We start from the raw sequence: 24,504 nt of genomic DNA, 5'->3' as shown, positions 1-24,504 counted from the left end.
GGGAGGTCCTCGATGTGACGGTGACTCTCGGGCTAGCCATCAGGGTGGCCTCACGTGGCGTATGACGACGATCCGATCACTTTGGGGCGCGGCGAGGCTGCTGTGAGCTGTCCAACCGGAGGGTTACGCAGAGGTGGGAATCAGGATAGTTCGGTTACCTTTGAGGTGTCGCCGCTGCGCAGGTCGTCCCACAATTGGGCGGCCTTCTTGTCGTTCCACAACACCGACGATCCGGCTGAGGTGTAGGCCGAGGCGGTCGAGACGGGGACGGTCATCTTGATTCCGTCGTTTCCGGAGACCTTCATAAGCCCTCGGGCCGTCTTGAAGGCCGTCAAGGTTGAGGTGTCGGTGCCGAGCTTTACCGCTTTCGACGCGGCCATATTCACTTTCCAATAGCGCACCGGGTTGATGAAGGTCCACGGGCTAAGGGTCTTCTTGGCCACCTGGGCGGCCACCTGCTGCTGCCTTTTGACGCGGCCTAGGTCTCCTTCCGCGTCGGCCTTACGCATACGCACGTACCCGAGGGCCTGGACCCCATCGAGGTTCTGGGGGCCGGCAGGAAGGTTCGTGTGAGAGTCCTTGTCGACCATTGGCTTGTTGAGGGTTACATGAACCCCGCCGACCGCGTCGACCATCTGGACGAACCCACCGAATCCAATCTCGACGTAACCGTTGATGCGCAGGTTGGTCGCCTTTTCAATTGTCTGAACGAGCAACTTCGCTCCGCCCATCGAGTAGGCAGCATTGAGCTTGTTGTGATGATGCCCGGGAATGCGCAGGAACGTATCTCGCGGCAGGGAGATGAGGACATCCTTGCCTTCTGGTGGCATGTAGAGCAGCAGCATGGTGTCGGTGCGCAGACCGGCTTCGGTGCCGGTGCCCAATTGCTTCTGTTGCCTGGGCGTGAGATTCTGCCGCTCATCGGTGCCGACCAGCAGTACGAGGGTGCCCGGGTGATCTGCGCCTCGTGGTCCGTCTGGAGTGGCGTCCACCGTTCCAGTATGGCCTAGGGCATATGACGGCACCGCGACGAGCCACACCACCCATGCCAACAACAGCACTATGACGACCTTGAAGGGATGCCGACGACGACGTACGCGTGGCGCTGGGTGGCTCGCGGCCTGCCGCCGCTGTCGGGTTTGACGCGGTGGGCGTCGTTGGCCATCGGATCGATACAGCTCAGCAGGAGGACGCCGAGAGGGTTGCGGTTGTGGGGATTGCTGGGAGAAGGAGCGACGACGGGGCTGGGGGCGCCGGTCTGTCCGTGGACGACCCGTCCTATCGGACGTGCCGCGCGGCGGGTTCACTGGATCGATACGGGTGGCGTCGTTTTCGTCAACCCCGTATAGCCAGTCCAGGTCAGACTGACGAGATTGCTCGTCGCGGGGCCTGCGCCCGGTGCCTCGATAAGACATGAACTCCACCGTAGTCGCAAGTCCATTCAGATCCGCGGGCTTGATCGGGCGAGTCCTGTGTGCCGAAGGATTAAAAGGCTATTCAGACCTGGCACAATAGCCTGCATGTCGTCATACCTCGCGCCTCCGGTCAGTGTTGTCATACCGGTCAGGAACGAGGAGAGATATCTCGAGGAGTCGGTTGCCGGAGTCCTTAATCAGGGCTACCCGGGTCCGATGGAAATCATCCTCGCTATCGCCTCGAGCACTGATCGCACGGCTGAGATAGCTCAGGATCTGGCTGTTCGAGACGATCGCATTCGGGTGATTGACAACCCCGACGGGACCACTCCCAAGGCCCTGAACCTTGGTGTGGCCGTATCCCAGTACGACATCATCGTGCGCGTCGACGCTCACGGTGAGCTGGGCCCGGAATACATCGCAACCGCCGTCGAATTGTTGGAGCGTACTGGCGCGGCCAATGTCGGTGGGATTATGGACGCGAAGGGACGTACTCCCTTTGAGCAGGCTGTGGCGGTGGCTTATACCTCCAAGTTGGGTTTGGGTAACAGCGCTTTCCATCAGGGCGATGCGTCAGAGGGCCCGGCTGAAACGGTCTTTCTTGGCGTTTTCCGCAAGGCTGATCTCGAAGCCGTCGGTGGTTTCTGCCCGGAGTTCGACCGGGCTCAGGACTGGGAGCTTAACTACCGATTGCGTCAGTCTGGACGAGAGGTATGGTTCAGCCCCAATCTTCGAGTGACGTACCGGCCTCGCTCTACCGTCAAGGCCTTGGCGAAGCAGTTTTTCCGTACTGGCCAGTGGCGTCGCGAGGTCATGCGCCGCCATCGCGATTCGGTGAGTCTGCGATATGTGGCTGCCCCTATCGCGGTCACGGGGATTACGGCGGGAACTGTCCTCGGTCTCATCGGGGTCGTTCATGCTGCTAAGGGCACATCGCTGAAGCGCTGGCCGCTTATCGGCTGGGCGGCGCCGGCGGGCTATGCCAGCATCATCGGGGTTGGGTCGGCCGCCATGAAACGTGACTTGGATCCCGGGGTTCGAGCCCGTCTGCCTCTCGTCTTGGCGATTATGCACATGAGCTGGGGAGCTGGATTTCTCGTCGGTTTAGGCGATCGCGCAAACGACTGATCTCATACGTCGACAGCACCCTCCTGGGCTGCGATGGTGGCCAGGTCGTCGGTGGACTCGACGAGGACTAACGACCCGCCACCCAGGAGACAACTGGTAAGGGTGGTGGCTACGAGTTCGCTGCCACCGAGACGAATCCGATCGGGAGAGAGCAAAACTGGTTGGCTTAGCGGCACTAGGCCGAAAAGTTGTTCTCCGGTCCATTCCTGGCGCCCTGTGAGCCACACAGCATTGGCGGCGGCAGGTCGTGCTGCAACAAGGTCGTCAGGGGCGGCAAGAACGTCGGCATTATCAATGGCCCCTGATACCAGGGTCTCGCACGCAGTAGCAAGGGGCGCAAGACTGCACTGGATGAGGACATCGGGGGAGTTGACGGGGGCGACGTCTGGGCCAATGACTTCTAGTGCTGCTTCCTCTTGTCCAGTCAGATCGACTCGTAGTCCAGCCCACCACGAGGCCAGCAACCACACGCAACTTGTCCAATGGCCGGGACGCGCACCGCATACTGAAAGACGGGAGACACCACCGGGCTCGACTCCCTCGCTATCGAGCAGGTACACCGATTTCGTAACCCACGTCAACAAGGTGCGTGCTGACAGCTCACCGCGGTCGGCGCCGTGGTACCACGTCAGTAGGGGCAATGCTCCTGCGTTCTGACTGCGCTGGCATAGGGCAGTCAGGGGGTCAGAGCTGCGGGTTGGAGTTGGCCGAGTAAGGGAAACCATGGCACCCATTGTGAAGGATGAGACGCTGTGGTGCGTCTAACGCGGTTGCGTTGTCGCGGCCGGATACTCTGTAGACATGCAGCACATCCTCATCCTGGCCGGAGGATCCGGTACTCGCCTGTGGCCGTTGTCTCACCAGGGAGAGCCCAAGCAATTATTGGAACTTATCGACGGGGTCAGTCTGCTTCGAATGGCCTACGAACGAGTCGCTGGGCTGGTGCCCGACGCCAACATTTTGGTGTGCACGGGTTCCTCGTATGCCGATACCGTCGCCAAGTTGTTGCCAGAAGTTCCCGCCGAGAACATTCTGGGCGAGCCGGTGGGGCGTGACTCCCTCAACGCCGTGGCATGGCCGGCGGGAATTATCGCCGACCGCGACCCCGATGGCGTCATGGCTGTCGTCACAGCTGACCACATTATTCGTCCTGTCGACGATTTTCGGGCCGCCCTGCAGCACGGTTTTGACCTCGTCAATACTGACCCCACCGCTTTAGTGACTTTCGGTGTTGTCCCCACCGAGCCCAATACCGGATTCGGATACCTGCATCGAGGTGGCCGGCTAAGGCCTGGTTCGCGTGCTCACCAGGTACTGGAATTCGTTGAGAAACCCAGCGCTGAGGTGGCTCGTCAGTATCTGGATTCCGGTGAGTACTGGTGGAATTCCGGCATGTTTGTGTGGCGGGCTGCGACCCTATTGGACTGCTTATCTCAACTCAAGCCCCAGACCCGTCATCACGTCGACGAGTTGGTCGCTGATCCGTCCCGACTAGCTGAGGTTTACCCGTGCATGGAGAAAGTCTCGGTCGACATCGCGGTCATGGAACCGGCATCTCACGGTGGATGTGGTGTTCATGTTGCAGCTATTCCGTTGGAGATCCAGTGGTACGACGTCGGCTCTTACGAGGCGCTAGCCCCTCACTTACCTAGTGATGGGATGGGCAACAATGTGAGCGGTTTGACGGTATCGGTTGACTCAGCTGGAAACTTGCTGATCAATGACCGTCCTGACGCTGTCTTAGCCGTCGCAGGCTTGCATGACATGGCCGTTGTGAGCACTGATCGCGCCACCCTTGTGGTGCCGATGTCTCAATCGCAGCGGGTTAAGGCTGTGGTGGCCGAGGTTGCTGCTCGGGCGGGAGGGCGATACGCGTGAGCAACGCCCGAGAAATTCGTGAGCCGCTTGCGTGGACAGTCATCGTTGTCAGCGTTGGTTTCCTTGTCGCTTTTGTTGTGCGTGTGGTCAAGATGCTGACTCACGATCACAGTGGGCTCTTCGGTATGGCTCGCAGCCTGTCTGGAAGCTCGCTGGGAATTGGCATGATTTTGTTGCTGCTGGCGGCAGTTTTGGTGTGCCGGTTTATCCATCCGGTGACGCCGCATGCTGAATTGCTTGGCAAAGTATCTGCCGGTGTTGTTGCCGTCGCAGCGGGATGTGACCTCGTTCTCGCCCTGTTGTCACCAATTCACGGCCCCGGCGGGGCCTTTGGGGCTGTCCTGGGACTATTTGGGGATCTTTTGGCGATCGCCATTAAAGTTCTCGCTGCTTGGGTCTTATTGGTGTTGACGCGGCCCGAGGCAGCTTCAGTCCCGGACGATGAGGACCCCGCAGACTCTGAGGCCGTCCAGGATGGGTCTGCTGACCGCTCCGTCGTCGCCGATGAAGCCGAAGGCCCAGCTGACGGCGATGAAGTTAGTTGGCCTGCCGGGGTCGGCGCAGTGTGGACGAGGGCCGGGGATGCTGCGAGTGGTGCAGGGGCATCATCGTGGGATCAGAATGATGCGGGCGGCGGCTGGACGACGGAGGCGTCGGGCCCTTCACGCGATGAGCCGGACGGTCAGGCGTAGTCAGGGAGCTTGTCTGAGTACGGTCTGTGCTGAGGCCACGAATCGACCACGTTTGCTGGCGCGACACGCCGGTTATTGCGGGTTTTTCGCAAGTCAAAGTCGCGCAGTGAATCTCACGCGTGTAGTTTGTGCATCGGCGCGGAACTCGCCGCGTCTGATCTCGAGGAGCTTCCCCCATGGACGAGATTTTAACCTTGCTTGCCGGAGGCGGTGACGACGAGCCGGAGTGGCATGACAAGGCATTATGTGCCCAGACTGATCCGGACGCATTCTTCCCTGAAAAGGGTGGATCCACCCGTGAGGCCAAACGCATCTGTGAGTCCTGTGAGGTCCGCCAGGAGTGCTTGGAGTACGCCCTTGCGAATGACGAGAGGTTCGGAATCTGGGGCGGATTGTCCGAGATGGAGAGGCGTCGGCTGCGCAAGCGGGCGTGACCTGACGTCGGAGCGCGGTTATTGACACGGCCCGGTAGAATGCCCTGTCTGCCCGGGATGGCTGTCTGCACGATGCGGCATATGCGATGATCGCAGACGTGGTGTGCATCCCGTGCTCCATGACGTCGACGAACAGGTGGCCTGCTAGGTGAGTGACGAGAAGTACTCTGCGGAGACCGGACCCGGCGAGAGTCACCAGTTTGACCGCAGCGATGCTCCCCGCACTGCGGAGGGGTTGACCGACTGGACTATCCCTGTCATCCCGTCGACGCGCATTGATCCGGAGGATTGGGCGTGGGCACACGAGCAACGCAAACCGGTAGACCCCGACATCACAGTCGACCAGGTCGCAGCGATTCTCCTCGTTCACCAGGCGGCCGGCTGGTTGCCGCGAGCCCTCAACGCATTGCGGCGTAGTGGAGAGCGCGCGGCAGTGCAGATTGCCGTCGACCTCGGCTCTACGGATGGTTCTTCCGACTTGCTCATGGCTGCTGTGGACGAAGGATTGTTGGACGAGTGCGTGACGGCTAGCGCGGACACCACCCCCGGTGAGGGCATTAACCTAGCGATCGATCGACTTACTGACGGTGTCACCCATATCTGGATCCTGCACGACGACGTCGAGGTGCGTCGTGACTCATTGACGTGCATGCTGCGGGAGGCTTCGCGCAAGCCTCACCCTGACGTCTTGTATCCCACATTGCTTAAACCGGCCCGGCATAACTACCCGGAGTTTATTGATGAGCAAGGACAGAGCGTCAGTACCGGCGGTGCTCGTGTTCTGCCGGTCGTCGATCGCGGAGATATTGACCAGAAGCAGGCTGATCCGGGTCCGATCTTAGGTGGCTCGACGGCTGGCATGTTCGTTCGGGTGGACGTGTGGCGGCGCCTGGGTGGTTTCGACCCGGCGCTTCCCCTTTTCCGTGACGGCGTGGATTTTGGCTGGCGTGCCAATGAAGCGGGCATGGTGGTTCGCACTGCGCCGAGTTGTACCATTCATCACCGTCAGGCGGGCCGAGGGTGGCAGCGAGAGTCGCATTTGGCTCCCCGTCCGGATGTCACCGACCGTCTCGCGGGGATGCGAATGGTTGCAGCCCGGACCGGTCATCCCACCCGCACGAGTCTGGCTCTCCTGGTGGCTAGCGTGTGGCGTTTTCTCGTCCTGATGGTGGGTAAGGCCCCCTCGCGTGCGGTCGACGAGTGGCGGTCCGGCCTGCAGCTGTGGCGGTCGCGCTCGGTTACCCGCGAGATGACGCATCGCCTGCAGGACTTCCATGCGCAGTGCGATCCTGACGACCTTGAGAACACCAACCGTCTCCTACCCAGCCGACGCAGTGTCTGGGCTCGGGCAGTTGACCGTTACGCCGGGGATCTGTCTGATCGGATCCACCCGTGGCGCAATGAGGATGGAACGACGATCGACGATCTCACTGGCGACGACTTCACCGTCCGCGATCACCGTTCTGTCGTCAATCCGTACACCGTCATGGTCAGCCTTATGGTGGTGATCGGGATCGTTGCCTGCCGTGGTCTCTACGGCTCAGGTAGAGCGACGTCGACCTGGCTCGCGCCGGCGCCATGTGGCCTGGCTGGAGCGTGGCATCGCTGGTTGACCGCTGTTCCTGGATTGTCTGGAGGGAACGCTCCCTGGTTGGCGTGGCCAGCTTTCGGCTCGGTGTTGACAATTGGGGAACCAGAAGTTCTGGTCCGTATCCTGTTCGTCGTAACCCCGCTGCTCACGGCGATGTCGGCACATCGATTGTTCCGCCGGGTGGTTGGCCTTGGCACGACGACGGTGCTGCTCGCGAGCTTCTGGGGCATGCTGCCTGTCCTTACCGGCGGCCTAGCCCGAGGCTCGGTGACAGCATTGGCGTTGGGGGTGATCCTCCCCCACATGGCCCTGCATACGTGGCGGTTGGTCAATCCCGAGACTGTTGACGTCGTTGAGCTGCGCGGTGCTGGTACTGGCAGTCACCAGGTGGGGGGCGTTTCCTCGGCAGGCGGCTTGGCTCTGTGGTCAGCCCTAGCTATCAGCCTTGTTCCTGCATTGTGGGTATACCCGGTCGCGGTGGCCGTCGGCATCCTCATGACCCGACCTCGACGTCTGCTGCTCGGCAGCCTAGTTGTATTAGGGCCGCTACTGGTCATTTCGCCGTGGATTCCTCGGCTGATAACCGAGCCTGGGCGCATGGCGACCGGGGCTGAGCCTGTGCTTAGCCCGGCTGTAGAGACGCGTGCCGGGCTATGGCTGCTGGTAGGCCGCGCGATTGTCCCCGGTACTGCTCCTACCGCGTTTACCGTGATAGCGATGGCTCCGTTGTGGATTGCTGCGCTGTGGGCGGTCTGGCGTCTTGTCATCGACCGCTCGGCATCTATCGGGTCCCTGACCGGTCATCCCCGCGGTCGAGTGCTGGCCCTCATCATCGTCTATCTGGTGTGCCTTGTCCTCACGGGTGTGGCGTCGCGCACCTTGGTCACCGTCTGGAATGTGCAGGTGCATCCGGCTATCGAACCGTGGCAGTTGGTAGGCGCCGGAGTGCTCCTCATACTTGTGGCAGCTGCCCGCCAGTCGGCCATGTTGCAGCGTGCTGAGGCGGATCATTTTCCCGCCGACGAATCCCCGACCCTTGGCCAGCTGCTTGTTGGCATCGGTAACCGATGGTTGCCGTGGGTGTTGACGATATCTGTGACCGCCAGTGGCGTCTGGTGGCTTGTGGGGGGCGCTCGCGGCCCGATGTCCACCACTGCTGCCACGCGCCCGGCCTATGTCACAGCAGTCGAGGACTCGGCTCGTCACACCCGCACTCTTATGGTGAATGTGCATCGCGGCAGCGCCCACTGGAACCTCGTCGACTCCAATAATCCGAGCTGGGGCAGCGGTGAGCGTCCGACTATTTCTTCGGACAGCCGCATTGCTGACTTGGCTGCTGATCTTGCCCGTGCGGTGGCGACCGGAGCTGTCCCAGACGACCTGGCTGATCGTCTGTCTGACCTGGGAATCGGTCATCTCTGGCTTCGTGGCGCAGGGGCCGATGTTGTGTCCCAGGTGGGTAATGCCTCAGGTTTAACTGTCGCGAATACCGATCCCACGACGACGGTCTGGACCGTCGATGGGCATCCTTCACGAGCCTTGCTTAGTAGCCGTGGCAGCAGCCAAGTTCCTGTCACCGGGAAGGTAACCGAATCAGGAACCGTGACAATACTCGAGCCCCGTGATCATCGGTGGAGGGTCGAGGTAGGGGGCACGCGGCTGAGTCCGGCGGTGCGGCACGGAATCGGAGAGTCTTACCAGGTTGGCTCGGCCCGTGGTGATCTGACCTGGTCGATGCCGACCCAGAGGTGGGCCGGTGCCATCGAGCTGGTTGCCCTTCTCATCTTGTTGGTGGTTGCTGGGCCTCAGGCCGCTCAGCGTAACCGCATCGCCGCCCCCCGCCGATCCCTGTCGCGTAAGCCACGCCGTCGTCAGGAGGAGTCATGAGCGATCGTCCCCGTCGCGCCCTCGCGGATGACGAGGAGCCCGAGGAGATTCCTGAGGTTCGATTCGTGGAGGAGAGCGCGATCCCAGCGCGTCGCGCGGCCGGTTCTGAAGATGTCAGCGACCAGCCGACGCCTCATGCTGCCCGCGCTATGGCTCAGGTGCCTGCATCCGGCGAAGATAGCTGCGATGAGCTGACGGAACCCGATAAGAAGGCTGGACGCTACTGGAAGGGGCCGGTGTGGGCAGTGACCTTGGCCGTCGTGGCGCTCGCAATGTCGTTGGCCACTTCAGCGATTCCGCCTATGCAGCGTTCTGCCGTTAAGGTTCAACCCATCTCCTCAGGACGTACCCTGGTGTGCCCTCCTTCCCAGGGGAAGGCCAGCCTCGCTGCCGGGTCCTCGGGTGGAAGCCTACAAGTCGGCACTTCGGTCGAGAAGCTGTCTGAAGCGTCGGTGCCTGTAATGACCAACGTGAATACTTCAGCGGGTTATATCCGGTCTACGGCCGGGCAGCGTCGGCCCTCTGGCTCGGCTCTATCCTCAGAAGGCGGCATGACGACGTGGGTGCCGTGTATTGGCGCAGCCACGGGAGGGGCAGTCAGTGTCACGAACCCTTCCACCTCGGACCTTGTGGTGGTCAACTCGGACATCCGGGCAGCCACCGTCGACGTCACTATGTTGGGGTCGAAGGGAGAAATTGTTACCGCCGGGATGCGAGGGATTCGTGTTTCTCCGGGGCAGACCAAGGTGTTGCCGATGTCGGTGTGGGATAACGGCACCACCCCGGTGACCGCTCTTGTTAACGCTCGAGAGGGACGAGTCGTCGTTGGTGCTCGTATGTGGGCAGGTCAGGGCCGCGATACGAGCGCGATGACTCAGGCAGCCAAGACGCTGTTTTTGCCAGCTGTTCCTGCCAAGGTGTCGACTGCAACCCTTATCATTTCGAATCCCGGCACGAGACGGTTGAGTGTGTCGGTGACAGCGCTGGCTGGGCGTGGGCCCTTCACCCCTGACGGTGCCGACGAGATCGATATCGACCCCCGATCCACTATCCAGGTAGACCTGTCTAAGGCTTTAGCAGGGGAAGGTGTCGGGCTACGTTTATCCGCCGATGATCCGGTTATTGCTCGGTTATTCGTTCAGGGTAAGCCTGGCACTACTGATAACGCCTTGGTCAGTCCGGGAGGGTCGAGCAAGGTCCTGGAGCAAACTGTCGGGGCGGCGGGGACCCTTGAACTATCGAACCCGGGTCGGGAGGCAGTTACCTTTTCAGGCGAACTGACAGGCACTCACGGGGAGAAGACGGCGATCGAGGGCACGGTTCCGGCTGGGTCCACCTGGTCGGGGAAGGTTCCAGCAGCTGGCCACTTGCACATCGTGGGGTCGGCTCCGCTCATTGGCGGGGTCATATCTGCCAGCGGTTTGGCCGTTCTTCCCTTGGAGGCTGTGGCGGCCATGACGAACGGTCGCAGTGTTGACGTTGATCCTCAGCTGCGCTGACGGCCTCAGTCATCGATGCTGGGATCGATTGTCTCTACTGGGGTGCCAGTCAGCGCTGAGAGCTGTTCGACGAGGGTGCGATGAACGAGGATGGCTAATCCGCGCCTACTGGCCGTCCTTAACTCGAGGGGTCGTCGATAGATGACAATTTTGGCGGGGGAGTGCTCGCTATCGTCGACGGCAGAGGACAGCGGTACCCGCCCCTCTGTCCAGTCTGGCATGGTCGGGACATCTTCAGCCCCGACGACAACGTTGTCAAGGATCCCCGGGCACGACATGTGTACTTGCTGAACAGCCTGCGTCAGACAGACCGTGAAAAACTCGGCGTGGGTGGGATCAACGCGGTCGATGCGTCCGCCGTAGGAGCGAGGCAAGACGACCGGCCCGCGGTGGCCACGACTATGACGGTTACGACGCTTGGACATGTCGCCACTGTATTGCGGTTGGACACGTAGTGCGATGAAAAACGGGTGTGTGGTGTACCGGGGCACCGATGGTCTCTGCGGTGTCCGCGTGGCAACTGTGTGACTATCAGTGTGTGGCGTACCGTGCCCTGGGTGAGAGAGTGCATTCGCCCCGGATGTTCCCGACCAGCGGTCGCGACGCTGACCTACGTCTATGCCGAGCGCACTGCAGTTGTCGGGCCTTTGGGGCCTAGCCATGAACCCGGTGCCTACGACATGTGTGCCGAACACGCCGAAGCGCTCTCGGCGCCGGTGGGGTGGGAAGTCATCCGCCTGCCCGGTATCGACAATCCAGCCCCAGACCCACCAGCCGACGACCTGATGGCGCTGGCGGCAGCGGTGCGGGAGGTGGGAATGCTCGAGGACGAGGTGCTGCCTGAGCCGGACCCTGCTTCGGTGCACGTTTTAGGTCGGCGTGGCCATCTATCCGTCATCAGGGACGCCAGCCGTGACGTCACAGGCCACTAGGATGACGGTATGCCTGATTTACCGCTGGCCCCTGAGGCACTCGACCTCTCTCCGGCATTCCTTGAAGTGGCAGCTTGCCCGGCGTGCCATTCCCGGTTTGCCCTGGATTTCGACAGTGGGGAATTGGTGTGTTCCTCTCCGTCGTGTGGGCTAGCCTTTCTCGTGCGCGACGGCGTTCCCGACCTTCGCCTTGACGCGGCGCGTAAGCGAGAAACTGGTCAAGGGGTCAATGCCGAGGACACCGAAGCTTTTGAGCCCACTCATCGTCATGAGATGAGGTCGCAGTGACTTTCGACGACTCGCGTCTCGACGCGCCTCTCGACGCACTCGCCGAGCGGGTGCTGCGTCAGTTGGCTAGCACGGGAGCACGCATTCGTCGTGACTCTGCGGATCTCGACGAGGTACGTCGAACGGTCGGTGAGTGGGGACAGCCCCGGGGAGTACTCGTTGTCGGCCCCGAGGCTCGTTTAGTGCGGTCTGTCCTTGAGCCGATATGTCCCGTCCCGCTAGTCGCGTGGCCTTTCCTGCGGCTGCCAGCGTGGGTTGGCCCCCTTGATCTTGTCGTCGCTCTCGATAGCGACGGACACTGTGCGGCCCAGGTAGCTGAGGCTCGACGTCGAGGTAGTGCCATCATCATGACGTCCACTGGCGAGACTGAGTCTTGGCAAGCTGCCGGTAGCCACGGCACTGCCCGTATTCAGATGGCCTCCGAGGATGCCCTGTCGGCCGCTGTCGCGGCTCTGTCGGTGCTGAGCGACCTGGGTCTTGGACCAGTTGTCGACCCCGGACAGGTTGCTCGGGTTGCGGATATGGTTGCCGAGTCGGCTTCGCCTCACCATGACCTCGCCGTCAATGAGGCTAAGGATCTCGCGTGTGCGTTAGCCGATGCAGAACCCCTCTTGTGGGGTGGATCGGTCCTTGCGGCGCGGGCGTCGCGACGCCTCGCACAATGGATGAGACGAGCCACGGGTCGCATCGCCTTGTCCGCCGACTCCGCAGCGCTGCGCCCTGTCATTGATTCTGCCCCTAAAAGGGATCCTTTCGCTGATCCTGACCTTGACGGTGAGACGCGTCGCCCTGTCCTTGTCGTCATGGATGACGCCGAGATGGAGCACGCCGCTGCCCGCCGCGACCTTGAGCAGCTGTGCGCCGCCCATGATGTGACGGTGCGCAGCGTCACCTTGCCGCTCGGCATTGATGAGCAGTCCTCGCCGATGAGCCGCTATGTCGCCTTGCTACTCCAGGGAAGTTTCGCCGCTGTCTACGTGGCTCTCGGGCTGGATCGTCTGAAAGAGATGACATGAGCCAAGCGCACGCTGCTCAGTGGCCGAACGGGGCCAAGGAGCCAGCCAACCCGACGCAGGGAGGCCGCAAAGCGATCATCGCAGCTGCCTCCGCCAACCTTGCGATCGCGGTAACGAAGGCCATCGCATGGGCACTTACTGGGGCCTCGTCGATGCTCGCCGAGGCTATCCATTCGGTGGCTGATACCGCCAACCAGGTCGTTCTCATGGTGGGTGGCAAGGAGTCCCACAAGGAAGCTGACGAGGACCACCCCTTCGGCTATGAGACGGCGCGGTACTTGTCTGGTTTCGTTGTCGCTATCGTCATCTTTACCCTTGGTGGTCTGTTCGCCCTGTATGAGGCCTATCACAAGATCGAGGCGACTCTTGGTGGTCATCGCGATGAGCTCCTCGATTCCCAGTGGTGGTGGGTGCCGCTGGCAGTCGTCATGATTTCTCTTTGCGCAGAGGGAGCTAGCCTGCGTACCGCTCTCAAGGAGAGTAGCCAGGATCGCGAAGGCATGACGATTTTGCAGTACATCCGGAAAGCTAAGGCCCCGGAGTTGCCGGTCGTTATGTTGGAGGACTCTGCTGCCGTTCTTGGTTTGATCTTTGCTTTCTTGGGTGTTGGCCTCACCCTGCTCACCCATAACCCGATTTTCGACGGCATTGGCTCGGCTTGTATCGGTATTTTGCTGGTCGTTGTTGCAAGGGTGCTTTCGCGCGAGATGAAATCTCTGTTGGAGGGAGAATCAGCTACCCCGGAGTCACGTAAGGCTGTCCATGACGCCTTGATACATTCTGACGGCGTTGACTCGGTGATCTATATGAAGACGGTTCACCTGGGCCCTGAGACGATCTTGGTGGCCGCCAAGATCGCGGTTGATCCGACGGATTCCGCCTTCGAGGTCGCGCGCATTATCGATAACGCCGAGGCGTCGGTCCGCGCTGCTGAGCCGTTGGTTGGTCCGCTATTCCTTGAGCCCGATATCCGTTATGGGGATAAGCGCATTAAAGACGGGGAGGAAAGACCGGAGGATCAGTCATGAGCAAGCAGGTTTTGGTTCTCAACGGCCCGAATCTGGGTCGGCTTGGTCGACGAGAGCCACAGATTTACGGAACAACCACCCATGACGATCTGGTGGCTCGGTTGATCGAATACGGTCGCGAACTGGGGCTGGACGTTGAGGTGCGTCAGACCGACTCCGAGGAACGGATGATGGGGTGGATTCACCAGGCCGCTGACGACCGCACCCCGATCGTCATTAATCCGGCGGCCTGGAGCCACTACAACATCGCTATTGCCGATGCCCTCGCCCAGTTGGGGGCGCCTTGTATTGAGGTACACATCTCTAACATCGCCGCCCGGGAGGAGTTCCGTCACCACAGCGTGGTGTCGGCGCATGTCACCGGGACGATCGTCGGGCTGGGATTGAAGGGGTATGAGCTGGCGTTGTCTTGGTTGGCTACTGATTGAGGTCTGTGTTCCTCATCGGTGTGTTTACCGGTTCATCGAGTCGAAGATCTCTTTGCACTCCGGGCAGACAGGGAATTTCTCGGGGTTGCGGGAGGGTACCCATACCTTGCCGCACAGGGCGACGACGGGGGTCCCGTTGACCATCGCGTCGGTGAGTTTCGCCTTGGGGACATAGTGTGAGAAGCGCTCGGCGTCACCGTCATCGAAGGATGGACGAGTCTTCTCCTCGACCGCGGTGCTGGAACCTGGTGCCACCTGTGTGCTCATGGTCAACCAGTGTACGTGGCCGCACCGCCGTCATGCGACAGACGGATCTTGCCGACTGGATAGCGACTCGCAATTAGGCCAAACTGGAGGATCAGTGGGCAAGGATGGTGGAACGGAGCTGAGCTCTGATTGGGTTGATAGCGGCACTCGACGACCTTGCCGATGGCGGAAACTGGCATGACCGCTTCTTCGTGGGAGAATGAACTAATGACGAATGCGACTCCACCCCCGATGGGCTGGTACCCCGACCCTGCCGGAAGCGACCAGGAGCGGTATTGGGACGGTGAGCGTTGGACACGGAATCTGCGTAATCCGCCGGATCCTCAACCGCGCCCTGGCGTTGGCCATGTGCCCGAGACGCTCGCTCCGGTGTCACGGGTCCCGTCATCGCCACGACCTAACGCAGCCGTTTCGCGTCGCGGAGATGTCGATAGGTCGCAGAGTCCAGCGCAGAGTCGGTGGGGATCGACTGCTGATGGAGTCCCTCTAGCCGGCTGGTGGTGGCGGGCGTTGTCGACCATCATCGACGCCGTTCTGGTGTGGATCGTCGTCGGACTGACGATGCATGAGACAGTGGCGAGTATCGTCGACGGTTACCAGACGTTCCTCGCCACCTCGATGCGTGCAGTCAACGCTGGAGCTAGCCCCTCTGACGTCGTCACGATGCAATCCCTGATGAAGGCCGGATTCGTCAGTGACCTGTCGAACCTCGTCGGGGCGGTGATCATTTCGCAGGCGATTTACCAATTCATCATGTTGGCAGCTTGTGCGGGTTCGGTCGGTCAGCTGATATGCGGGCTGCGAGTCGTCACCCTGAATAAGGGCAAGGAGCATCGTCGCCTGGTGTGGTGGCGTGCTCTGATACGGGCCACTGTGTGGGCCTGCGTCGAGATCGGTAATCAAGCCATCGTCCTGTTGACACCCTTTAGTTACCTCATGCCGTTGTGGCAGCGTTCCCGTCAAACCATTCATGACACAGTGGCAGGCACTCAGGTGGTTCGCCCGCCCCGCCAGTCTGACGTCGAGTAAATTTCGTCGTTGTAGGGGCGATTCGTCGTCCTGGCACAATTTGCCCGATCCCGACTTTCGCCCCGACGATTGGGGCGCCGAAAGGCCGTCATGTCCTTGACAGATCCCCACCTGACGACCCTGGCCGATCATTTCGGCATCGCTCGTGATTATTACGACTGGAAGGGCCAGCACACCGAGGTCGGGAAGGCGACTGTTATTGCTGTCCTTGACGGTTTGGGAATTGACGCGTCGACTCCGGAACGTGCCGAACGCGCGTGCCACGAGGTGACTAACCGGAAGTGGCGTCGAGTGTTGCCCGGAATCGTGGTCCTACGTGAGGGTCAAGAGGGGCGGGTTGACGTTCACGTTAATGCAGGGGAGTGGGTGGAGGTTCACGTCGTCTGCGAGGACGGGCAACGCCGCGAGTGTTGGCAGGTCGACAATTGGAACCCCGATCGCCACGTGGACGATCGTTGGATTGGTGAGGCGACCTTCGGTATCCCTGGCGATCTGCCGTTGGGCTACCACACGATCGTCGCGACGACTGCGGACCATCGCGCGACCTCTACGCTTGTAGTCTCCCCGAACTGGCTCGGCCTTCCTCGTTCGATGGGTTCGTCTCGGGTCTGGGGCCATGCCGTGCAGTTGTATTCGACTCGCTCCCGCGCCTCCTGGGGAATGGGTGATTTTTCCGACCTGGCGGACCTGTCTACCTGGGCGGCCACCCAGGGTGCTGACTACGTGCTCGTGAATCCGCTGCATGCCAGCCAGGTTGTCTCCCCCATCGAGCCGTCGCCGTATTTGCCTTGCAGCCGTCTCTTCCTGAACCCGCTGTATGTGCGCCCCGAGATCATCCCGGAGTATGCCGACCTCGACGTCTATGTGCGTTCCCAGGCACGCTCGGCCCGGGCTCAAGCAGCGGCCGATGCTGAGGCAATCGATCGAGATCGTTCCTGGAACGCCAAACTGCCAGTGCTAGAAGCCGTCCATGCCCTCGGTCTGGAGGGATCGAGGGAATTGTCCTACCAGGCATTCCGCCGGCTGTGTGGTACTCGTTTAGAAGATCTCGCGACGTGGTGTGCACTGACGGAGGTATACGGCAAAGATTGGCGCACCTGGCCCGAGGAGTATCAGCGCCCCAGCAACCGTGCCGTCTCAGAGTTCGTGCGAGCTCACGAGGAACGCGTCGATTTTTTCATGTGGCTGCAGTGGATTGCTGACCAACAGCTTTCGGCGGCCCAATCTGCCGGACGTGACGCCGGGATGTCGCTGGGACTTATGTGCGATATGGCCGTGGGTGTTTCCGGTGCCGGAGCCGATGCGTGGATGCTCGGGAAGCTCTTTGCTGACGGTGTCTGCGTCGGGTCGCCGCCTGATGCTTTTAATCAGGCTGGACAGGAGTGGGGACAGCCTCCGATGCGTCCCGACATCCTCGCCAATCTGGCATATCGGCCTTTCCGCGACATGGTGCGCGCCGCTTTGCGTCACGCCGGTGGCATCCGCATCGACCATATTCTCGGCCTGTTCCGGCTGTGGTGGGTACCCGTCGGTCTCGGCCCGCGTATGGGTACTTACATACGGTACGACCACGAAGCCATGGTTGGTATTTTGGCGCTGGAGGCGCACCGGGCTGGCGCCCTTGTCGTGGGCGAGGACCTGGGAACGGTAGAGCCGTGGGTGCGCGCCTACTTGCGTGAGCGCGGCATCATGGGCACCTCGGTCCTGTGGTTCGAGAATGGTGAGAATGGCAATCCGCTGCCTCCTGAGCAGTGGCGCGAGTACGCCATGAGTTCGGTCACTACCCATGATTTACCTCCCACTACTGGGTATCTGGCTGGTGATCACGTCGAGGTGCGTCATGAGCTGGGACTACTCACTGAATCTCTCGAGCACGAGCGCGCTGAGGTGGCTCGTCAGACTGCCACCTGGATCGCCATCCTGCGTGAGCGTGGCGTGTTGGTGGGGGATGACCCCTCCGAAGAGGACATCGTGTTAGCGATGCATCGCATGCTTACCCGCACCCCGTCAAAGGTGCTCAATGCCACCCTGACTGACGCGGTGGGAGATCGTCGCACTCAAAACTTGCCGGGTACCACGAATGAATACCCAAACTGGCGGGTCCCTCTCAGCCATCCGGATGGTTCCCCGATGTGGCTGGATGAGGTATTTACTGACGAGCGGGCTGCGCGACTGTCTCACGTCATGAACGAGAAGTGACCGTCATGCGTGAGCTGGTGCGAGCGTAATGACGAAAAACTGGGGTCCGGTGCCGTGAAGCACCGGACCCCACATGTTGAGATCCAACAACTCTGAGCGGTCGCTCAGTCAGCGACGGCCTTCTTGAGAGTGCTGGAGGCCGAGATCTTGACGGCCTTGTGAGCCGGGATGGTCATGGACTCGCCGGTGCGAGGGTTGCGGCCATTGCGAGCGGGACGCTCAACGGTTTCGGCGGTGAATAGACCGGGAAGCTGCACCTTCTCACCCTTGGCCAGAGCGGCGGTGATGACGTCGGTAAGAGCCTTAACGGCCTCGTTGGTCTGGGCCTCAGTGAGCGAGGCCTGCTTGGCGACGGTCTTGATGAGCTCGGACTTGGTCATGGGGTCTCCTCAAATGGACTGTGTTCGATTTCGGGCTTGTTGCCGGTTCTCTCATAGTTGACATTAGCGGTTGTCGGTCCTCAGTCAAGCCCAAAACCGCGTCATAAGGGGCTTTTGGACAGATTTCGGGTCCTGAGGTACCTCGCGTGTCGTATTTCTGGTGTGCTCTGGGCTGTGCCCCTGGGGTTGTGCTCAGGAGAGGGATGCTCCAAGAACGGTGTCAGCGCCGTCGTTGCCTTGCTTCACCATGACTGTCGGGATGGCCTGGTCGCCACGCGAGATACGTCGTCCGGAAATTGGCAGCTCAGCGATGGCAGCCTGGTGACGTTTACGCGCCGCCTCTAGCGGTTCACGGCCCACAACTTCGCCGTTGACGATGAGCGGGACGATGAGGTTGCGGTCGTCAGCGTCGGCGGCTGGTGGTTGGCCCACCCCGACGACTTCTGCGGTGGCGATCCCACCTGAGCCGATGCGGCGCACCGCATACTTGCGCCCGCCCACAGTGTTTTTATGGGACGACTTCTTGGCCACCGGCAGCAACTCGGCGTCGGGGCTGTCTGAGGTGGCGCGGGCGACCAGCTTATAGACGAAGGAGCAGGTTGGAGCTCCCGAACCGGTTACCAGGGAGGTTCCGACGCCGAATCCATCGACGGGGGCACCGCGCAGGGCGGCGATTTGCCATTCGTCAAGGTCGCTAGTGACGATGACGCGAGTGTTCGGGGCGCCGAGGTCGTCGAGCAAGTCGCGGACTTGACGAGCGACGATGGATAGGTCGCCGGAGTCGATACGGACCGCACCGAGGCGTCCCTCGGTGAGGCGGATGGCCGTGCGTACCGCATTGTCGATGTCGTAGGTGTCGACGAGCAGGGTTGTCTTTTCACCGTAGGCGGCTAGCTGGGCGCGGAAGGCCTCTTCCTCGGTGTCATGAAGGAGGGTGAAGGCGTGGGCAGCGGTACCAGAGGTGGGGACGCCATAGCGGATCCCGGCGGCTAAGTTAGAGGTCGGGCCAAAGCCGGCGATCCACGCGGCACGGGCGGCAGCGACGGCGGATTCTTCGTGGGTGCGTCGCGAGCCCATTTCGATGATCGAGCGGCCTTCAGCCATCATGACCATGCGGGATGCGGCGGAGGCGATAGCTGAGTCGTGGTTGTAGATGCTGAGCAGCACGGTCTCGAGCACGCAGGCTTCGGCGAAAGTGCCCTCGACGGTGAGCAGGGGGGAACCAGGAAAGTAGAGATCGCCTTCAGCGTAACCGTGGATGGATCCGGTAAATCGGTAGTGTGGCAGCCACTCGGCCATGTGCGGGCCGACTACCCCGGTGCGTTCCAGGAAGGAGACGTCCTCGTCGGTGAATCGGAAATTCTCGACAGCGTCAAGGACGCGTCCGGTACCGGCTACGACGCCGTAGCGGCGGCCTTCGGGCAGACGGCGGGGGAATAACTCAAAGACGCAGCGGCGGTTGGCAGTCCCCGATGCCATGGCGGCTTCGACCATGGTTAGCTCGTAGTGGTCGGTGAACAGTGCGGTCGACATGGGCCACAGTCTAGAGGGGGTGCGCTCTAGAGGATGTTTGCGTCGGAGAAGTTTGAGTGTCTCACCTAGGTGACAGAATAAGCACATGTCTGTAGCCACCGCGGAACCCATTGCACACCGCCTTGTCGGCCAGGAATCGACGTGGACGACGGTCGTTTGGGACGATCCGGTGAACCTCATGGACTACGTGACGATGGTGTTTATGAGATATTTCGGTTACCCGCGCGAACGCGCCACCCAACTCATGATCCAGGTACATTACCGGGGTCGCGCGACGGTCGCCGAGGGTAATAAAGAAGAGATGGAGGTCGCCGTGCATGCGATGCACGGCTATGGTTTGCAGGCCTCGGTCGAAAAGGGCGGCCAAGGATGAGGATCGAGGGCACTCGAAATCGCTGGATCTGGTATCTAGAACACGTCGAAATTACCGGCATCGAGACTGCCCTGGGACATTACGTGGAGGCCTTGTCGCGTTTACGTGCCGATCCTGCCCATTCCACGACGGAGGGGGACCCGTTCGCTTTTTGGGAGAGCCAGTTTTCTGGACTCCAGGAGGACGACGAGGTGCGTCGATTGATCCTGCCCAGCGCCTATCGTGACGACGACTCAGCTGACGCGCAATTCCATGTCGACCATGACGCCGAGGATGTCGCGGCGCGCTGGGAAGACGCTCAGTCCTTAAGTGCTGATGTGGAGACGTTGCACCGAACCGGCTGTATCTCCATGAACCCTGTGATGACGCAACGTTGGCTTCGTACTGTCAATGCGCTGCGTGGCATGATGGCCGCCAGGCTAGGGATCATCGACCAGGTTACTGCCGACGAAGTCGCTCGGGCGGCCCGGGAGGAATTGGATGCCGAGGAGGAATGCGTCTACGAGTGGCTTGGCCTCGTCGTGGAGGTGCTCGTCGAGGTGGAGCTGTCGGAGTAGGTGTCAGATTTCCCGCACGGTGACCGGCTCGCGCAATCGCAGACTCAGTTGATGTTCCAGGCGCTGATGTAGGGTCATGATGGCTGCCGGGCAACCTCGGCATGCTCCCTTCATGGTGACGTCGACTCTGCGCTCTTCGTCACCGACTGACACGTCGACTAATTCGATTGATCCTCCGTGCATCGCGGCAACCGCGCCGACGGGCCCGCCGATGAGTTCATCGGCGCATCGGCGCAGTGTCTCGACGTCGTTGAGGGGCTTGCTGTCAGGGCCGCCCACCCATTCATCGGTGCGTTCCAGGGCTGTGGTTAAGGCAGTCCGGAATCCGGCACCGATGCGTTCCCATGTGCCCTCGAGAACAGTCGCCATGACAGCGCCGACCGTCGCCTCGACGCGTACCTGGTTGAGGAACTCGTCGAGGCCGGGGGCGCTTACCAAGAGCCCGGCGAAGGGCAGCGTGATCCCGGAGACCACCCAGCGCAGGGTGGCAGGGTCGGTGGTCGTCTCCGGATGAACGGCGGTGGAGGGATGACAGGCGAGCTTCATCACATCAGCAGACCTGTCACGAGACGTCCGATGAAGGCCATGACCCAAGCCAACACGAACATATATCCGAAGGCCACGGCGGGCCACTTCCATCCGCCGGTCTCCCGTTTCATGATCGCCACGGTCGACATGCATTGCAGGGCGTAGGCGAAGAAGAGGATGAGTGCCACGATGGTGGCCGGGGTGAAGACCTTGTTGCCCTTGTTGGGTCCATGGGTCCAGGTCCAATGGTCGAGTTGATGGGAGACGTCTACGTCATCCTCTGGATCGGTAGCCGAGGCCATCTGTCCCAAGGTCGACACCGAGACTTCACGGGCGGCCAGGGAGCCGATGAGGGAGACGTCGATCCGCCAGTCGAATCCGAGAGGCTCGAAGACGGGCTCGACGGCCTTGCCGATGCTTCCGGCGATCGAGTGATCCATGGTGTAGGCCGCCACGGCTACGTCGTTGCTGGGGTCGATGCCGGCCTTCGTGAGTTCGGCGTTGGAACGCATCGGGAAGGTCGTCAGCGCCCAGATGACGATGGTCGTCAACATGATGATGGTGCCAGCCTTATGAAGGAAGGCCTTGGTGGGCTCCCACATCGCGATGCCCACTGAACGCAGGGTGGGGATGCGATACGGCGGCATTTCCATGTAGAAGGGCAGCAGGATGCCGGAACGGTCGGTGATCTTTTTGACGACCCATGCCGCAGCCATTGCCGAGACGGCTCCAAGCAGGTAGAGCAGGAACATTGCCACGCCTCGGCCCGAGAACGGACCAATCTGTGTGGTGTTGGGGATGAGCATTCCCACCAGCAATACGTAGACGGGCAGTCTTGCCGAACAAGTGGCCAGCGGAACGCCGAGCATCGTCGCGATGCGGTCTTTAGCCGAGGGAATGGTGCGGGTGGCCATCACGCCGGGGATGGCGCAGGCGAAGGACGAGAGCATGGCCACGAAGGCTCGCCCTTCCAGCCCGGCACGGCTCATGACTTTATCCATGAGGAATGCCGCCCGTGACATGTAACCCACTGCGTCTAGCAGGGCCAACAGCAGGTACATCAGCAGGATCTGTGGGACGAAGGTCAGCACGGAGCCGACACCGCCGATGATTCCGTCTCCCAGCAGACCGGCCAGGATCTGGTTGGAGACGTTGTCGTCGACCCAGCCTCCCAACCAGCTGAAGAAGTTGTCGATAGCGTCTTGGGCTGGTGCCGCCCAGGTGAACAGCGCCTGGAAGAACAGGAACATCACGACGAAGAAGACGATCGTTCCCCACACTGGGTGGAGTAGTACCTTGTCGATTCGTTCTGTGCGCGAGTCGAGGTGGGGGTCTTGGTAACCAGCGCTGGTCAGCACGGAATCTACCCACCCGGCAAGTTCTTCGGTGGCAGTGGGCGGCGGTACCGGGGGGCGGTCCCAGGTTTGCCAGTCCGCGATGAGGTGACGCAATTCGCCGATGCCGATGCCGCGGTTTGCGACTACCGAGACCACGGGTACGCCCAGGGCCTGGGACAGTGCGGTGGTGTCGAGGCTGCCGCCGCGGCGGCGTAGCTCGTCGGTCATGGTGACGATGACGGCTGTGGGCAGGCCGAGTGCCAGCGTTTCGGCGAGTAGCAGGAGAGATCGACGCAGTGCCGTCGAGTCGGCGACGACGAGAACGCCGTCGGGGGCAGGGATGCCCTTCATCGTGCCTTCGAGGGCGTGGACGACGACTTCCTCATCGGGGGAGATGGGGGTCAGGGAGTAGGTACCGGGAAGGTCCTCGATGCCGTATTCATTTTTGCCGATCCGGCAGACGCCGGTACTACGGGAGACGGTAACGCCGGGATAGTTTCCGGTCTTGGCATGCAGGCCGGTGAGTTGATTGAAGATCGACGTCTTGCCGCCGTTGGGGGAGCCCACCAGGGCCAGTTTGGGTGAACCCGTCCTCGGTTCCGTCGTAGGAACGGTGTGACAGGGTGCTGCGGTGGGTATGGGCATCAATAAACCTCGGATGGGTGTGGGTTGTACGTGAATTGGGCAGGGGGCGGTTGATCAGGCGAGAGCAGTGGTGGCGCACGGCTCGACGGCCGGCTGTGGCGCGGTCTGGGGTGCCGGGCGGACCATGATCATGTCTGCCTGGGCGCGGCGAAGGCACATCTGGACGTCGCAGACGTGGAACACCATGGGGCCGCCGAAGGGCGCTTGGCGAATCTTGGTGACGGAGCGGCCGTGGCCGAAACCGAGCATGTGGAGGCGGCGACGGATGTAATCGGCACAGTTGATGGTGATGTCTTCAATGGTCGCGTTCTGCCCTGCCGCCAGTGAACTGAGTGGCACGATGCCTTGGGTGTCTGCGGTGCTGCAATTCATATGCCTTGTCATGTTGTCTCCCCCCAATGAAGTGATTTCATGCTGCCGTTGGGACTCGGCACATCGCTAGATGATAGCAAAGCCTTACCTTAATGACCCTATGGGAGTGTACCGTCCAAGTGGGGGTGCTGTGACTTCCCGTGAGTGGTCGCTCGGGAAAATCGCGCGGTAGTCTGTCGAGCCGTGACCGAACCTGATTTCGACGTTGTCGACTCACCGATCGGCATCTTCGACTCCGGATTCGGAGGGCTGACGGTGGCTCGATCGGTCGTCGACCTTATGCCGAACGAAGACATCGTTTATCTGGGCGACACGGACCGCGCTCCCTACGGTGAGAAAACCATCGCTGACGTACGACAATATGCGTTGCAATGCCTCGACCGACTTGTCGCCCACGGCGTCAAAGCCCTGCTTATCGCCTGTAATACCGCATCCTCGGCGGTGTTAAGAGATGCCCGGGAGCGTTACGGTGTGCCGGTTATTGATGTCATCATGCCGGCTGCTCGTCGGGCCAGTGCTGCTACCCGTAACGGGCGAATTGGCGTTATTTGTACTGAGGCGACAGCTCGCTCTCTGTCCTATGAGGATGCATTGGCTGCGGTGCCCGGCATCACTCTGACGACTCAGGCCTGCCCGAAATTCGTCCCGTTCGTTGAGGACGGGATCACCAGCGGACCGGAGCTTGAGACTATTGCCCGGGAGTATCTGGCGCCTATCCAGGAGGCTGGTTGTGACACTCTCATCTTGGGGTGCACTCACTATCCGCTGCTGGCTGGGCTCATCTCGTATGTCTTGGGTGACGGCGTCACCCTCATTTCTTCCTCCCAGCAGTGTGCCCGCGCGTCTTATTCTTTGATGGCTGAATCTGGGCTGTTGCATTCCCATCCTCGCGATTCGAGCCGCTATTTCCTTACTACGGGGAATGCTGAGCGTTTCGAGAAACTGGGACGACGGCTGATGGAGGGATTCGTCCACGATGTGCAGTCGGTGCATGCTGATGCGCACTCCCTCGGTGATCGCGCGGTTGTCCGAGACTGAACTCCTGCGCGACGGTGTTTTCATAACTGC

At 61.2% G+C, this 24,504-nt stretch carries 26 protein-coding genes; 17 read left to right on the top strand and 9 right to left on the bottom strand.

The window, feature by feature from the left end; all coding sequences use genetic code 11:
- Positions 1-140: 140 nt before the first annotated feature.
- Entirely contained in the window at positions 141-845 is a 705-nt protein-coding gene (locus tag CPA42_RS09040) for an LCP family protein (RefSeq protein WP_434532725.1), read from the bottom strand.
- Between the two features lie 254 nt (positions 846-1,099).
- Between CPA42_RS09040 and CPA42_RS09035 the strand changes: the two genes are divergently transcribed.
- Both CPA42_RS09035 and CPA42_RS09030 read left to right on the top strand, forming a co-directional pair.
- Positions 1,100-1,417 carry a hypothetical protein gene (locus CPA42_RS09035; protein ID WP_002522351.1) on the top strand — a complete coding sequence of 106 codons (318 nt, stop codon included), beginning with the start codon at positions 1,100-1,102 and terminating at the stop codon, positions 1,415-1,417.
- A gap of 103 nt (positions 1,418-1,520) precedes the next feature.
- Positions 1,521-2,543: a glycosyltransferase family 2 protein gene (locus CPA42_RS09030; RefSeq protein ID WP_002516547.1), complete on the top strand. Its 1,023-nt coding sequence runs from the start codon at positions 1,521-1,523 to the stop codon at positions 2,541-2,543.
- Positions 2,544-2,545: 2 nt separating this feature from the next.
- Here CPA42_RS09030 and CPA42_RS09025 read toward each other — a convergent pair whose 3' ends face one another.
- Positions 2,546-3,277 carry a TIGR03089 family protein gene (locus tag CPA42_RS09025; RefSeq protein ID WP_002516538.1) on the bottom strand — a complete coding sequence of 244 codons (732 nt, stop codon included), beginning with the start codon at positions 3,275-3,277 and terminating at the stop codon, positions 2,546-2,548.
- 67 nt (positions 3,278-3,344) lie between these two features.
- Between CPA42_RS09025 and CPA42_RS09020 the strand changes: the two genes are divergently transcribed.
- The 5 genes from CPA42_RS09020 to CPA42_RS09000 all read left to right on the top strand — a co-directional run bounded on the left by CPA42_RS09020 (position 3,345) and on the right by CPA42_RS09000 (position 10,524).
- Positions 3,345-4,421, top strand: a complete 1,077-nt coding sequence (locus tag CPA42_RS09020; protein ID WP_002516532.1) for a mannose-1-phosphate guanylyltransferase — start codon at positions 3,345-3,347, stop codon at positions 4,419-4,421.
- Complete coding sequence (locus CPA42_RS09015; protein WP_002519364.1) at positions 4,418-5,113, top strand: hypothetical protein; 696 nt, start codon at positions 4,418-4,420, stop codon at positions 5,111-5,113. The genes CPA42_RS09020 and CPA42_RS09015 overlap by 4 nt, the downstream gene beginning before the upstream one ends.
- Before the next feature lie 176 nt (positions 5,114-5,289).
- Positions 5,290-5,547 (top strand): WhiB family transcriptional regulator, encoded by a 258-nt coding sequence (locus tag CPA42_RS09010; protein ID WP_002516548.1) that lies wholly within the window; start codon positions 5,290-5,292, stop codon positions 5,545-5,547.
- Positions 5,548-5,695: 148 nt separating this feature from the next.
- Entirely contained in the window at positions 5,696-9,025 is a 3,330-nt protein-coding gene (locus CPA42_RS09005; RefSeq protein WP_002516531.1) for a glycosyltransferase family 2 protein, read from the top strand.
- Positions 9,022-10,524 (top strand): DUF5719 family protein, encoded by a 1,503-nt coding sequence (locus CPA42_RS09000; protein ID WP_002519363.1) that lies wholly within the window; start codon positions 9,022-9,024, stop codon positions 10,522-10,524. The genes CPA42_RS09005 and CPA42_RS09000 overlap by 4 nt, the downstream gene beginning before the upstream one ends.
- A gap of 5 nt (positions 10,525-10,529) precedes the next feature.
- On the opposite strand, the gene CPA42_RS08995 is transcribed toward CPA42_RS09000, so the two are convergent.
- Entirely contained in the window at positions 10,530-10,949 is a 420-nt protein-coding gene (locus tag CPA42_RS08995) for a metallopeptidase family protein (protein WP_002516146.1), read from the bottom strand.
- 123 nt (positions 10,950-11,072) lie between these two features.
- Between CPA42_RS08995 and CPA42_RS08990 the strand changes: the two genes are divergently transcribed.
- Genes CPA42_RS08990 through aroQ form a run of 5 tightly spaced genes read left to right on the top strand, consistent with a single transcriptional unit; the run spans position 11,073 to position 14,216 of the window.
- Positions 11,073-11,456: a DUF3499 domain-containing protein gene (locus CPA42_RS08990; protein ID WP_226807286.1), complete on the top strand. Its 384-nt coding sequence runs from the start codon at positions 11,073-11,075 to the stop codon at positions 11,454-11,456.
- Between the two features lie 9 nt (positions 11,457-11,465).
- Complete coding sequence (locus CPA42_RS08985) at positions 11,466-11,744, top strand: Trm112 family protein (RefSeq protein ID WP_002516144.1); 279 nt, start codon at positions 11,466-11,468, stop codon at positions 11,742-11,744.
- Positions 11,741-12,760, top strand: a complete 1,020-nt coding sequence (locus tag CPA42_RS08980) for an SIS domain-containing protein (protein ID WP_002516149.1) — start codon at positions 11,741-11,743, stop codon at positions 12,758-12,760. The genes CPA42_RS08985 and CPA42_RS08980 overlap by 4 nt, the downstream gene beginning before the upstream one ends.
- A complete protein-coding gene (locus CPA42_RS08975; protein WP_002516136.1) occupies positions 12,757-13,788 on the top strand; it encodes a cation diffusion facilitator family transporter in 1,032 nt (343 codons plus the stop codon). Before CPA42_RS08980 ends, CPA42_RS08975 begins: the two co-directional genes overlap by 4 nt.
- The gene (aroQ, locus tag CPA42_RS08970; protein ID WP_002516132.1) at positions 13,785-14,216 is read left to right on the top strand and encodes a type II 3-dehydroquinate dehydratase; all 432 of its coding nucleotides are present in this window, start codon (positions 13,785-13,787) and stop codon (positions 14,214-14,216) included. Before CPA42_RS08975 ends, aroQ begins: the two co-directional genes overlap by 4 nt.
- Before the next feature lie 24 nt (positions 14,217-14,240).
- Here the strand turns inward: aroQ and CPA42_RS08965 are convergent, their stop codons facing one another.
- Positions 14,241-14,483, bottom strand: coding sequence for a DUF3039 domain-containing protein (locus CPA42_RS08965; protein ID WP_002519360.1), 243 nt, complete (start codon positions 14,481-14,483; stop codon positions 14,241-14,243).
- Between the two features lie 207 nt (positions 14,484-14,690).
- On the opposite strand from CPA42_RS08965, the gene CPA42_RS08960 reads away from it, so the two are divergent.
- Positions 14,691-15,512 (top strand): RDD family protein, encoded by an 822-nt coding sequence (locus CPA42_RS08960; RefSeq protein ID WP_002516158.1) that lies wholly within the window; start codon positions 14,691-14,693, stop codon positions 15,510-15,512.
- Between the two features lie 90 nt (positions 15,513-15,602).
- A complete protein-coding gene (gene malQ, locus CPA42_RS08955) occupies positions 15,603-17,711 on the top strand; it encodes a 4-alpha-glucanotransferase (protein WP_002516153.1) in 2,109 nt (702 codons plus the stop codon).
- Positions 17,712-17,815: 104 nt separating this feature from the next.
- On the opposite strand, the gene CPA42_RS08950 is transcribed toward malQ, so the two are convergent.
- On the bottom strand, positions 17,816-18,091 hold the full coding sequence (locus CPA42_RS08950) for an HU family DNA-binding protein (protein ID WP_002514681.1): 276 nt from the start codon (positions 18,089-18,091) through the stop codon (positions 17,816-17,818).
- A gap of 192 nt (positions 18,092-18,283) precedes the next feature.
- A complete protein-coding gene (locus CPA42_RS08945; RefSeq protein WP_002516151.1) occupies positions 18,284-19,624 on the bottom strand; it encodes a nicotinate phosphoribosyltransferase in 1,341 nt (446 codons plus the stop codon).
- Positions 19,625-19,709: 85 nt separating this feature from the next.
- Here CPA42_RS08945 and clpS point away from each other — a divergent pair, with 85 nt between their 5' ends.
- Positions 19,710-19,997: an ATP-dependent Clp protease adapter ClpS gene (gene clpS / locus CPA42_RS08940; protein ID WP_002516140.1), complete on the top strand. Its 288-nt coding sequence runs from the start codon at positions 19,710-19,712 to the stop codon at positions 19,995-19,997.
- On the top strand, positions 19,994-20,554 hold the full coding sequence (locus CPA42_RS08935) for a DUF2017 family protein (RefSeq protein WP_002516134.1): 561 nt from the start codon (positions 19,994-19,996) through the stop codon (positions 20,552-20,554). The genes clpS and CPA42_RS08935 overlap by 4 nt, the downstream gene beginning before the upstream one ends.
- A 3-nt stretch (positions 20,555-20,557) precedes the next feature.
- Here CPA42_RS08935 and CPA42_RS08930 read toward each other — a convergent pair whose 3' ends face one another.
- The 3 genes from CPA42_RS08930 to CPA42_RS08920 form a co-directional block, all read right to left on the bottom strand.
- On the bottom strand, positions 20,558-21,100 hold the full coding sequence (locus CPA42_RS08930) for a NifU family protein (protein WP_002519357.1): 543 nt from the start codon (positions 21,098-21,100) through the stop codon (positions 20,558-20,560).
- Complete coding sequence (gene feoB / locus CPA42_RS08925; protein ID WP_002516138.1) at positions 21,100-22,986, bottom strand: ferrous iron transporter B; 1,887 nt, start codon at positions 22,984-22,986, stop codon at positions 21,100-21,102. The genes CPA42_RS08930 and feoB overlap by 1 nt, the downstream gene beginning before the upstream one ends.
- A 132-nt stretch (positions 22,987-23,118) precedes the next feature.
- Complete coding sequence (locus CPA42_RS08920) at positions 23,119-23,436, bottom strand: FeoA family protein (protein WP_002519356.1); 318 nt, start codon at positions 23,434-23,436, stop codon at positions 23,119-23,121.
- A gap of 183 nt (positions 23,437-23,619) precedes the next feature.
- On the opposite strand from CPA42_RS08920, the gene murI reads away from it, so the two are divergent.
- The gene (gene murI, locus CPA42_RS08915) at positions 23,620-24,474 is read left to right on the top strand and encodes a glutamate racemase (RefSeq protein WP_002516150.1); all 855 of its coding nucleotides are present in this window, start codon (positions 23,620-23,622) and stop codon (positions 24,472-24,474) included.
- Positions 24,475-24,504 lie beyond the last annotated feature (30 nt).

The sequence above is a fragment of the Cutibacterium acnes genome (genome assembly GCF_003030305.1).
Lineage (GTDB): Bacteria > Actinomycetota > Actinomycetes > Propionibacteriales > Propionibacteriaceae > Cutibacterium > Cutibacterium acnes.
Note: the sequence above shows the minus strand (reverse complement) of the source record. Positions and strands in the feature narration are given on the sequence as shown.

What these genes read in the sequence shown, in the direction of transcription:
- CPA42_RS09040 (WP_434532725.1), bottom strand. Translation starts at nt 845, where the DNA reads ATGCTGCTGCTCTACATGCCACCAGAAGGCAAGGATGTCCTCATCTCC.
- CPA42_RS09030 (WP_002516547.1), top strand. Translation starts at nt 1,521, where the DNA reads ATGTCGTCATACCTCGCGCCTCCGGTCAGTGTTGTCATACCGGTCAGG.
- CPA42_RS09025 (WP_002516538.1), bottom strand. Translation starts at nt 3,277, where the DNA reads ATGGGTGCCATGGTTTCCCTTACTCGGCCAACTCCAACCCGCAGCTCT.
- CPA42_RS09020 (WP_002516532.1), top strand. Translation starts at nt 3,345, where the DNA reads ATGCAGCACATCCTCATCCTGGCCGGAGGATCCGGTACTCGCCTGTGG.
- CPA42_RS09010 (WP_002516548.1), top strand. Translation starts at nt 5,290, where the DNA reads ATGGACGAGATTTTAACCTTGCTTGCCGGAGGCGGTGACGACGAGCCG.
- CPA42_RS09000 (WP_002519363.1), top strand. Translation starts at nt 9,022, where the DNA reads ATGAGCGATCGTCCCCGTCGCGCCCTCGCGGATGACGAGGAGCCCGAG.
- CPA42_RS08995 (WP_002516146.1), bottom strand. Translation starts at nt 10,949, where the DNA reads ATGTCCAAGCGTCGTAACCGTCATAGTCGTGGCCACCGCGGGCCGGTC.
- CPA42_RS08985 (WP_002516144.1), top strand. Translation starts at nt 11,466, where the DNA reads ATGCCTGATTTACCGCTGGCCCCTGAGGCACTCGACCTCTCTCCGGCA.
- CPA42_RS08975 (WP_002516136.1), top strand. Translation starts at nt 12,757, where the DNA reads ATGAGCCAAGCGCACGCTGCTCAGTGGCCGAACGGGGCCAAGGAGCCA.
- aroQ (WP_002516132.1), top strand. Translation starts at nt 13,785, where the DNA reads ATGAGCAAGCAGGTTTTGGTTCTCAACGGCCCGAATCTGGGTCGGCTT.
- CPA42_RS08965 (WP_002519360.1), bottom strand. Translation starts at nt 14,483, where the DNA reads ATGAGCACACAGGTGGCACCAGGTTCCAGCACCGCGGTCGAGGAGAAG.
- CPA42_RS08960 (WP_002516158.1), top strand. Translation starts at nt 14,691, where the DNA reads ATGACGAATGCGACTCCACCCCCGATGGGCTGGTACCCCGACCCTGCC.
- malQ (WP_002516153.1), top strand. Translation starts at nt 15,603, where the DNA reads ATGTCCTTGACAGATCCCCACCTGACGACCCTGGCCGATCATTTCGGC.
- CPA42_RS08950 (WP_002514681.1), bottom strand. Translation starts at nt 18,091, where the DNA reads ATGACCAAGTCCGAGCTCATCAAGACCGTCGCCAAGCAGGCCTCGCTC.
- CPA42_RS08945 (WP_002516151.1), bottom strand. Translation starts at nt 19,624, where the DNA reads ATGTCGACCGCACTGTTCACCGACCACTACGAGCTAACCATGGTCGAA.
- clpS (WP_002516140.1), top strand. Translation starts at nt 19,710, where the DNA reads ATGTCTGTAGCCACCGCGGAACCCATTGCACACCGCCTTGTCGGCCAG.
- CPA42_RS08935 (WP_002516134.1), top strand. Translation starts at nt 19,994, where the DNA reads ATGAGGATCGAGGGCACTCGAAATCGCTGGATCTGGTATCTAGAACAC.
- CPA42_RS08930 (WP_002519357.1), bottom strand. Translation starts at nt 21,100, where the DNA reads ATGAAGCTCGCCTGTCATCCCTCCACCGCCGTTCATCCGGAGACGACC.
- CPA42_RS08920 (WP_002519356.1), bottom strand. Translation starts at nt 23,436, where the DNA reads ATGAATTGCAGCACCGCAGACACCCAAGGCATCGTGCCACTCAGTTCA.